We start from the raw sequence: 10,236 nt of genomic DNA, 5'->3' as shown, positions 1-10,236 counted from the left end.
ATAAAAAATTTTATTTTTGAAATAAAAAATATTGTACGACAAAAAAATACAGACGGAAGGATAGACGGTGATATGAAAATACTGGTATTGGAATCATCGACATCTTCAGCCAAAGCAATGGTTTATGATACTGACAAAAAATTGTCTTCTGTTAAGACAAGGCCATATTCCCGAATGTTTGACAACATGACGGTTCACAATGCGCAGACGGTTTTTGACGAGACGCTTACAGTTGCGAAGGAGCTGCTGGACGGCCGTTCGGATATCGACATGATATCTTTGGGAGGCACATGGCACTCCCTGTGTCTGACTGATAAGGATATGAATCCCGTAACACCGGTTCTGCCATGGTGCTATACAGGCGCTTCCGATCTGTGCAGGAAAGTCAGGGAAGATACGGACTACGTTCACAGGTATTACCACAAGACGGGCTGTATGGTAAATGCGATTTATCCTTTTTTTAAACTCCGCATGTTTAAGGAAATGGGATTTGACTTAAGCGGCTATATGGCGGCGGGGCAGAATGTTTACAATACATACAGAATGACAGGAAAAAAATTAGTGACGGAATGTGTGGCCTCGGGAACCGGACTGATGAACATTTATAATAAAAAGTATGAACCGGAACTACTGCGGGAGCTTGGGATTTCAGAGTCGTCACTGCCTGAAATCATCCCATATGACAGGATATATCCTCTGGCAAAGGAACCGGCTTCCGTTCTGGGACTTAAGGAGGGGACTCCGGTCATACCGTCTAATTCGGACGGAGGATTAAACCAGATAGGCGTAGGGGCGCTGAAAAAGGGGGTTATGACCTTTTCGGTGGGAACCAGCGGTGCAATCCGCCTGACCACGGAGGCGCCGATAATTCCGGAAGAACCTTCGACCTGGTGTTATTTATCGCCGAAGTCATGGCTGTCGGGAGCAGCCACATCCGGAGCCTGCAACTGTATAGACTGGTTCAAAGAGACTTTTGCAAAGGCGGAAACGTATTCCAATCTGGAGACAGGATTTAAAGAAGACAGCGGGCGGCCCATTTTTCTGCCGTTTGTGTTCGGGGAGCGCTGCCCGGGATGGAATGACGACAGGAGGGGAATATTTGAAAACCTGAATGCGTCGTGCAGTGTCCAGGATTTATATAAAGCAGTCCAGGAGGGAATTTTATTTAATCTTTATCAGTGCTATGAGACTCTGACTGCGGTCAACGGCATTCCGGAACACATTAAGCTGTCCGGAGGAATCCTGAATTCACCCTGCTGGACGCAGATGTGCGCCGATATTTTTGAAAAAGACATGGAGGTGGACAAACAGTCCCAGAGTTCCCTGATGGGAGGCGTGGTTCTCGCTATGGAACTGGCCGGTGAGATAGCCAGTGTGGAGGACTTCTGTGTGGAACCGGTATCAGTCATTAAACCGAATTCACGCTATGCGAATACGTATAAAAAGCGTTATGAGCGATATCTTGATTATTATAATGCCTTTAAGATGTAATAAGTTTGAATAGCAGATGTGGACACACAATGATAATGTGAAAGGAGAAGGAATGAAAGCATTAGTTTATTTGGGGGCCAAACATGTGGAGGTTAAAGAGGTACCTGAAGCCAGGAAAAGAGAAGGAGCCGTAATGGTCAGAATAAAATACTGTGGGATCTGCGGCTCAGATATTGGCATATATATGGGAACTCATCCGAGAGCAAAAGCTCCACTGATTTTAGGTCACGAATTTTTGGGTATTGTGGAGGAGGATGGCAGAAAATTCAAAAAAGGAGACAGAGTTACGGCGTTTCCACTTTTAAGCTGTGGGGAATGCCTGGCATGCAGGACGGGAAACGCACATGTATGTAATAGTCTTGGATTGATTGGAATTGATACAGATGGCGGTATATGTGAGAGATTATATGCGGACGAGGATATCCTCTTCAGGATACCAGATGGAGTAAGCGATAAAGCGGCCGCGGTAATTGAACCGCTTGCGGTTATCCTTCGTGCAGTGCACCAGGCGGAATTTAAAGCAAGGGATACGGCGGTAATTATTGGGGCGGGTCCTATTGGAATGCTGACAGGAATTGTGTTGAAAAATATTGGCGCATCTAAAGTTTTTATTTCCGATATATTTGAAAAACGGCTTGAAATAGCGGAAACGCTGGGACTGACTCCGGTCAATCCATTAAAAGAAAATTTGAATGATGTTGTAAAGGCGGGCACGGATGGAGAGGGATGTGATGTATTATTTGAATGCAGCGGCTCTGAACAGGCAGCAAAGGAAATGACGGAAATTACAAGAGTGAGCGGCACAATATGCATGGTTTCTATTCATAAACACCTTCATGAGGTCGATTTGCGTCAGCTTAATTTCAAAGAACAGTGGATGATTGGAACCAGAGTCTATACGAAGGAGGAATTCCGTCAGGCCGTTGAATATTGTAAGGAACTGGAAAAAGAACTGGAACAGATTGTAACTCATATTGTGCCGCTGGAAGACTCTGCAAAGGTATTTGATATGATTGCGGATCCGGAGCTGGGAACCATAAAAGTAGTTATAGACTGCATGTGATTTTGATTTTTACAAACAGACAGGTAATTAATTTGTTAATGGCCATTCTTGGCTGCATTATTATATTCAGGAGGAAAATTATGAAAAGAAAATTATTATCAATGTTATTAGTAACTGCACTCGGTGTTTCCTTAACGGCATGCGGAGGAAAAGCAACGGAAAAGCAGGCTCAAAAAGCGCCGGAGGCAAACATAGAAAATGCAGAACAGGTTTCTTCGAGCGATCCGGCTGTGGAATTAATCTTTTCCAATATCACCACGGATGCCGGAGAGAATGCGGGAAATTTATTCTGTGAACTTGCTAACAAATATTCAGGAGGATCAATTACGATAAAGCATTTTCCGGACAATGTATTGGGAGATGATAAAACAGTCATTGAGCAGACACAGATAGGTGATATAGATATTGCGGTAAGTTCTACATCCCCGCTTGTTAATGTTTATCCGGATTATTACGTTTTTGACGCCCCCTACTTATTTTTGAACAGGGAGCATGCCAGAGCGGCTCTCACCAGTGAGGCCGGAAAGGCAATTCGGGAAGGAATCAAAGAGGCCGGGACGGGGCTTATAGGTCTTGCCTGGTGGGAGAATGGTTTCCGTGATATCACAAATAATAAAATTCCGGTAAAGATTCCTCAGGATATTAAGGGAATGAAAATCAGGACAATGGAGAACGATGTTCATCTGGCGGCCTTCAAAGCATTGGGAGCGAACCCGACTCCGATGGCATTCTCAGAGCTTTTCACGGCCATGCAGCAGGGCACTGTAGACGGACAGGAGAATCCGCTGGCTATTATTGTAGGAAACAAATTTTACGAGGTTCAAAAATATGTTTCACAGACTGAGCATATCTATGTTCCGTTCTGCGTTGTAATGAATGAGAAAAAATTCAATTCATTAACAGAAAATCAGCAGAATGCAATTTTGAAGGCAATGGAGGAAGCAACCCAATTCCAATTGAAAAACAATGCCGAGTTGGATGAGGAAGCATTAAATGTAATCAAAGACGGCGGTTCCGAGATTGTGGAATTAACAAATGGAGAAAAGGCACAGTGGCAGGAAGTAATGACCGAAGCTGATATTTTTACTATGGTAAAGGATAAAATGGAACATCCCGAGTATCTGGATCAGATGCTTGCTCTGGGAGATGAATATAAGTAGAAACGGAAAGGCTGTATTGTTTGCGGGAGGTAAAGAATTTGAAGAAGGCGTTGAAATGGCTGAATGAATATCTGGAGATTACTCTTTGCGTAATACTTATGTCAGCAATGACTCTTATCATATTTATCCAGGTAATAATGAGATACATATTTTCAAACTCTCTATCCTGGTCTGAAGAGCTTGCCAGATATCTGTTTATTTGGCTGATTTATCTGGGAATTAGTTATGGCTGTAAAATTATGAAACATATTAAAATTGACGCGGCGTTGAAGCTCTTTCCGCGTGGAGTGCGTTCGTTCATTATGATAGTAGGGGATCTGATTTTCCTGGGATTTGCAATTTATGTTATGGTGACAGGATTCCAGCTTACAATGCTCCAGATTCAATTAACAAAAACCTCCCCGGCTATGCGGCTGCCGTTACAGTATGTTTACTCTGCTCCCATGATTGGATTTGCCCTTGCCGCATTCCGTGAATTGCAGACATTGGCTTACCGCATTCAGGCAATAAAAAAGGGAGAAATAAGCGAGGAGGAAAACTAAATGGTAAGTGCAGCATTATTTATCAGTCTGATATTGTTTTTGATTTTAAATGTTCCGGTTGGTATTGCCATTGGTTGTTCTTCTCTGGTGGCCATAATGGCCAGCGGCACGCTTTCCCATACCTATATTGTATCAACTCTGGTTTCGGCATCTGATTCCTTTCCGATTATGGCGATTCCGCTATTTATATTGGCCGGTGAACTTATGGGGGCGGGGGGGGTATCGAAACGGCTGTTAAATGTGTGTAACGCATTTTTTGGGAGGATTACCGGAGGCCTTGGAATTTGTACGGTAGTAGTATGTATGTTTTTTGCGGCGGTATCCGGTTCCGGTCCCGCGACAGTAGCTGCCGTGGGCTCGATGGTGGTTCCCTCAATGCTTGAAAAGGGATACAGTAAAAAATTCACGCTGGCATTAATAGCCTGTGCCGGCAGTATAGGAGTTATTATTCCTCCCAGTATTCCCATGGTAGTGTACGGCGTGTCTACCAGTACCTCCATATCTGGAATGTTTATGGCAGGTTTTGTTCCCGGTTTCCTGATTGGAGGCGTGCTTATTGCCGTATGTTATTTCTACAGTAAAAAGCAGGGGTGGAAAGGCGATGAGAAGCGTTACAGCGCCAGGGAAAAGTTTGAGATCATCTGGGATGCTAAATGGGCTCTGATTAATCCGATTATTATTTTAGGAGGAATTTACGGAGGCATTTTTACTCCTACCGAGGCGGCGGCCGTAGCAGCTGTATATGCGTTTATCTGCGGAGTTTTTATCCACAAGGAGATGAATCCGGGTAAATTATTCAATACAATTGGAAATGCCTGTTCAACAACAGGAACAACTATGGTAATAATTGGATGTGCTACAGCATTTACTAAAATTCTGACAATACAGCAAATCCCTACAATGGTTACAAACATGATATTGGGCATGTCTGATAACAAATTTGTAATTTTACTTTTAATAAATATTTTGCTGTTGATTGTGGGATGTTTTATGGATACAACTCCGGCTATGATGGTATTATCACCTATCTTACTTCCGATTGCTTTATCCTTCAACATGAGTCCGATACATTTTGGCATTATCATGGTAGTAAACCTGGCAATAGGTTTCATAACGCCCCCACTCGGTATTAATCTATTTGTGGCTGCCCGGGTTGGTAAAGAGCCGTTAGAAACGGTTACAAGCGGAATTGTTATGTTTATTTTAGCAATGTTGGTATGCTTGCTGCTCATCACCTATATTCCGCAGATTTCAATGGCGCTTCCATCAATTTTGATGGGATATTGATGAAATTAAGGAACAGTTCATGCTGTCTGAACTGTTACGAATTTAATAAGATATTAACTAAAAAGGGGAATCTGAGATGGCGAAATACAAGGTTGTTATTACGGCGCGCTCATTTGGCAAAGCAGACGATAAAGCTTACGACTGCCTGAGAAAAGCCGGATGTGAATGGGTTAAGCTTAACGAGGCAGACGGACCGATAGAGGAACAGCTCAGGGACGCAATTAAGGATGCCGATGCACTGATTGCCGGCCTGGAGGATATTGATGCCGAAACCATAAACCGTGCGGAGAAATTAAAGGTGATTTCCCGCTACGGCGTCGGGTATGACAAGGTGGATCTGGCAGCCGCAAGACAGAAGGGGATCCAGGTTACGATTACACCGGGAGCGAATGGCGATTCGGTGGCTGATTTGGCGGTAGCCCTTATGCTGGATGTGGCAAGGAGCGTGACAATCATGGACGGTTCAATCAAAGCCCGCAGCCAGAAAAGGCCCCAGGGCCTGGAAATGTTTGAAAAGACATTGGGCATAATCGGAGCCGGCCGCATCGGACAGGGAGTCGGCAGACGGTGCCGTGGTTTTAACATGAAGATCCTGGCGTACGATGTTTTCGAGGATGAATCGTTTAAGAAGGAGACGGGAGCGGAATATGTGGATTTTGAGACACTGCTTAGAGAATCCGATTTTATCACAGTCCATTCCCCCCTTACCGAGGAAACTCACAATATGATTTCCACTGAGCAGTTTAAAATAATGAAAAAAGATGCAATTCTTGTCAATACGGCGAGAGGCGGAGTTATAGACGAGGAGGCCCTTTATGCGGCGCTGGAATCCGGCGAAATCCGGGGAGCGGCTTTGGACGCCACAGTGGATGAACCGCCCTATGACAGTCCGCTGATGGGCTGCGAAAACTGCATTTTAACCCCGCATGCAGGGGCGGGAACCAGGGAGGCATCTTCCAGGATGAGCCTGATGGCGGCAGAGAATGCGGTATGTGTGCTGGAGGGCGGCGAGTGCAGATTTAATGTGGCGAAGTAGAACACAGGAGAGAACAGGAGATTCGGGAGGAACAGATATGGTAAAGAATTTTACAGATTTAACAGGCAGGAAAGCAATCGTAACAGGTGCAGCCCAGGGACTCAGCCGCGGAATGGCGGAAGGCCTGATGGAGGCCGGCGCGGAGGTGGCAATCATTGATCTGAATCCAAAGGTGATGGAGGTTGCCGCAGAGTATGTGGAAAAAGGATACAGCTGCCATGGCGTAATAGGAAACCTTGCAAATGTGGATGACAGAAAAAAGGCATTTGACGAATGTGTCAGGGCTCTTGGCGATCACCTGGATATTATAGTGAACGGAGCCGGGGTACAGAAACGCCATCCTTCAGAAGAGTTCCCATATGAAGACTGGGAATTTGTAATCAATATCAACCTGAATGCCGTGTTTTCCATGAGCCAGCTGGCAGGACAGCAGTTCATAAAGCAGAACAGCAGAGGTAAAATTATCAATATTGCATCAATGCTTTCATTTTTCGGCGGATATACCGTACCGGCTTATGCAGCGTCAAAGGGAGGCGTGGCCCAGTTGACAAAAGCGCTCTGTAATGAGTGGTCGTCAAGGGGAATTAATTGCAACTGCCTTGCACCGGGATATATGGATACGGATATGAACGTAGCTCTCACCAACCCGGATAACCCGAGATTTAAAGAAATCACGGACCGAATCCCGGCCAATGCGTGGGGAACGCCTGAAGATATGAAAGGCCCGGTTGTATTTCTGGCCTCCGATGCCTCCAACTATCTGGACGGAGCAGTGATTCCGGTTGACGGCGGTTACCTTGTAAAATAATCAGAGGTTATTATTCACAGTCCCGCTGAAATACGCGGTTTGGCGAACAGTAACAATTGTCCGGCAGGAAGAAAGGATTCAGATTATGAGTAGTGTTATGGATTTAATTAAGGAAAAACGGATTGTACCGGTTGTGAAAATCGACCGTGTCGAAGATGCCCTGCCTCTGGCCAAGGCTCTGATAGACGGAGGACTTCCGGTGGCGGAGATTACATTCCGCACCGATGCCGCGGAGGAGTCAATCCGGGTGATCCGGGAAAATTATCCGCAGATGTTATGCGGAGCAGGAACCGTTGTCAATATTGACCAGGCAGAGCGGGCTGTAGCCGCAGGAGCCGCATTTATTGTAAGCCCGGGTTTTAATAAAGATGTGGTGGAATATGCTCTAAGAAAGAATATTCCGGTACTACCCGGCTGCTGTACGCCGACCGAAATTATGGAAGCGCTTGGCCACGGCCTCAATATTGTCAAGTTTTTCCCGGCCAAACAGTACGGAGGCCTGGACACGATAAAAGCTCTGGCCGCTCCGTTTCCGGGCATCAGGTTTATGCCTACCGGAGGGATAAACACAGGGAATTTAAAGGAATTTCTGAATAATGACGTGATTTATGCCTGCGGCGGAAGCTGGATGGTTTCTGATGCACTGATCAGAGAAGGGAACTTTGAGGAAATAACAAAACTTACAAAAGAAGCGGTAGAACTGGCAAAATAGGAGGTTTCCATGGGATGTATGTACTGTGAGGAAAATGAAAACCTTGCGCTGCTGATGGCTCCGATCTGTGAGCTGCCGTCATCGAGAGTTTATCTGTTTCGGAACCAGGCATACCGGGGACGGTGCGTTGTGGCGGCCGGAAATCATGCGGAGGAGCTGTACGAGCTGAGCGACGAAGAACTGCAGGGCTTCATGCAGGACGTGAAGCGTGTCTGCCGGGCCGTGGCCGGGACAGTGCATCCGGAAAAAATTAATCTTGGCCTGTATGGGGATACCTGCAAACACGTACACTGGCATATTGTGCCCAAACAGAAGGGCGGGCCGGATTTTGGCGGGGTGTTCCAGATGCAGCCCCAGCCGCAGGTTCTGCTCTCCGATGCGGAGTTTGAAACTTTAATTGAGCAGATTCGGGAGAAGCTGTAATTGAAAAGGTACTGAACAGCCGGAAATTTCCGGAGTGGGCAGTGCCTTTTCGGCATACGGATAAATGGTTAATGCGAGGTGAAAAAATGGCGAATGAGCAGAAATGCAATATAGGCGTGATAGGTCTGGGAGTGATGGGCTCCTCACTGGCTAAAAATATGATTAATCACGGTTTTTGCACCGCACTTTATTCTGTCTCAGACCAGGAAAGAAAGCGGTTTGAGAGTGGGAAGAACAATTACCGGATTTTCGGCAGCATCAAAGAATTCATTTCAAGCCTGGAAAGGCCGAGAAAAGTTTTTCTTATGATTACGGCCGGTAAGCCGGTGGATATGGTGATTGCGTCCCTGCTTCCGCTGCTGGACAGGGGAGATATTATTATGGACGGGGGAAACTCCTTTTATAAAGATACTGCCGTACGGTGCAGCGAATGCGCAAAGCTCGGTATCCTGTATATGGGGATTGGTATATCGGGCGGTGAAAAAGGAGCGCTTTATGGGCCGAGCATTATGGCCGGCGGAAGCCCTCAGGCATGGGAGTGCGTGAGAGCCATACTGGAGGCAATTGCTGCCCGTCATCAGGGAAAGGCCTGCTGCGGCTATATAGCGGAAGGCGGAGCGGGCCATTACGTCAAGATGGTGCATAACGGAATTGAATATGCGGTTTTAGAGCTGATAGCGGAGACATATCAGTATATGCGTTTCGTGAAAAAGATGGGGGCCGGGGAGATCCGCTCCGTCTTTGAACAGTGGAATGAAGGGCCTCTGAATTCCTACCTGATTGAAATCAGCGCAAAGGTTCTCGGGAAAAAAGAGGAGGACGGAGGCTGTCTGATTGATAAAATACTGGATGTGGCAGAACAGAAGGGAACCGGAAAATGGACCGTGGCGGAATCAGTTGAGAGGGGCGTCTATATTCCTTCGATTTATGAAGCCCAGATGGCACGGATATTTTCGACAAAAAAAGAGGAGAGAACGTACGGTGCAGCAAATCTGAAATACAGCTCAAACGAAGCGCCCGGGCTCCGGACGGAGGAAATGGAAAAAGCGCTTCTGCTGTCCATGATTCTGGCATACAGCCAGGGATTTGAACTGATCTCCAAAGCGGCCGAAGAGGAAAAATGGAACATTGATTTAGCCGGTTTGGCTGCTGTCTGGAAAGACGGCTGCATCATCAGAAGCACCCTGCTTGGCAGGATCGAGCAGGCGGAAGAATTATCAGGGAAACCGCTGATTTTATCGGCAGCTTTCTCTGATATCGGCACGCTTGAAGGCTCCCTTCGGAAAATGGCGGCGGCTGCCGTTTTGTCGGGCATGCCGCTCCCCTGCATCCAGGCCTCGCTCCAGTATTATGATTATTACAGGTCCGATCAGATGCCTGTTAATTTTATACAGGCGCTTCGCGATTACTTTGGAGCCCATACTTATATGCGCTGCGACAGGGAAGGGCATTTCCATACTGAGTGGGAGTAGTTATTGAGAATGGAGGACGCGCCCGTAACGGTCCGGGGCCGGTGTGGTGAGGGGGAGACTGAGTCTTCCGTCCCCGGGTTGCAGGTTGTTGCAGGGGGGAATTCGGCCGGAATGAATTGCTGCGGGGACCGTTTGCACTCTTTGGAGTGCGCAGCGGAATGCTAAGCTCGAAAAACACATATGGAATCACTGAGTGGCCGCGATAAGGCCGTCCCCCGCACTTAACGCGTGAGACAATCAGC

Annotated in this window: 10 protein-coding genes; all 10 read left to right on the top strand. The window is 46.6% G+C overall.

The window, feature by feature from the left end; all coding sequences use genetic code 11:
- On the top strand, nt 1-1,491 hold a 1,491-nt coding region (locus tag CLOSYM_RS03495; protein WP_021640968.1), incomplete at its 5' end, for a gluconokinase.
- Nucleotides 1,492-1,543: 52 nt separating this feature from the next.
- A complete protein-coding gene (locus CLOSYM_RS03490; protein WP_044902107.1) occupies nt 1,544-2,554 on the top strand; it encodes a zinc-dependent alcohol dehydrogenase in 1,011 nt (336 codons plus the stop codon).
- An 80-nt stretch (nt 2,555-2,634) separates the two neighbouring features.
- Nucleotides 2,635-3,714, top strand: a complete 1,080-nt coding sequence (locus tag CLOSYM_RS03485; RefSeq protein WP_169728231.1) for a DctP family TRAP transporter solute-binding subunit — start codon at nt 2,635-2,637, stop codon at nt 3,712-3,714.
- A gap of 38 nt (nt 3,715-3,752) precedes the next feature.
- Complete coding sequence (locus CLOSYM_RS03480; RefSeq protein ID WP_044902106.1) at nt 3,753-4,256, top strand: TRAP transporter small permease; 504 nt, start codon at nt 3,753-3,755, stop codon at nt 4,254-4,256.
- Nucleotides 4,257-5,543 carry a TRAP transporter large permease gene (locus CLOSYM_RS03475; RefSeq protein WP_021640964.1) on the top strand — a complete coding sequence of 429 codons (1,287 nt, stop codon included), beginning with the start codon at nt 4,257-4,259 and terminating at the stop codon, nt 5,541-5,543.
- 76 nt (nt 5,544-5,619) lie between these two features.
- On the top strand, nt 5,620-6,579 hold the full coding sequence (locus CLOSYM_RS03470; protein WP_021640963.1) for a phosphoglycerate dehydrogenase: 960 nt from the start codon (nt 5,620-5,622) through the stop codon (nt 6,577-6,579).
- A gap of 37 nt (nt 6,580-6,616) precedes the next feature.
- Nucleotides 6,617-7,387, top strand: coding sequence for an SDR family oxidoreductase (locus CLOSYM_RS03465; RefSeq protein WP_003504830.1), 771 nt, complete (start codon nt 6,617-6,619; stop codon nt 7,385-7,387).
- Nucleotides 7,388-7,472: 85 nt separating this feature from the next.
- Entirely contained in the window at nt 7,473-8,099 is a 627-nt protein-coding gene (eda, locus tag CLOSYM_RS03460; RefSeq protein WP_003504831.1) for a bifunctional 4-hydroxy-2-oxoglutarate aldolase/2-dehydro-3-deoxy-phosphogluconate aldolase, read from the top strand.
- Nucleotides 8,100-8,108: 9 nt separating this feature from the next.
- Nucleotides 8,109-8,522: an HIT family protein gene (locus tag CLOSYM_RS03455; RefSeq protein WP_009298839.1), complete on the top strand. Its 414-nt coding sequence runs from the start codon at nt 8,109-8,111 to the stop codon at nt 8,520-8,522.
- A gap of 86 nt (nt 8,523-8,608) precedes the next feature.
- Nucleotides 8,609-9,994: an NADP-dependent phosphogluconate dehydrogenase gene (gndA, locus tag CLOSYM_RS03450; RefSeq protein ID WP_242828641.1), complete on the top strand. Its 1,386-nt coding sequence runs from the start codon at nt 8,609-8,611 to the stop codon at nt 9,992-9,994.
- Nucleotides 9,995-10,236: the final 242 nt, after the last annotated feature.

It is taken from the genome of [Clostridium] symbiosum ATCC 14940 (assembly GCF_000466485.1).
In the GTDB taxonomy this organism is placed as follows: Bacteria; Bacillota; Clostridia; order Lachnospirales; family Lachnospiraceae; genus Otoolea; species Otoolea symbiosa.
Note: the sequence above shows the minus strand (reverse complement) of the source record. Positions and strands in the feature narration are given on the sequence as shown.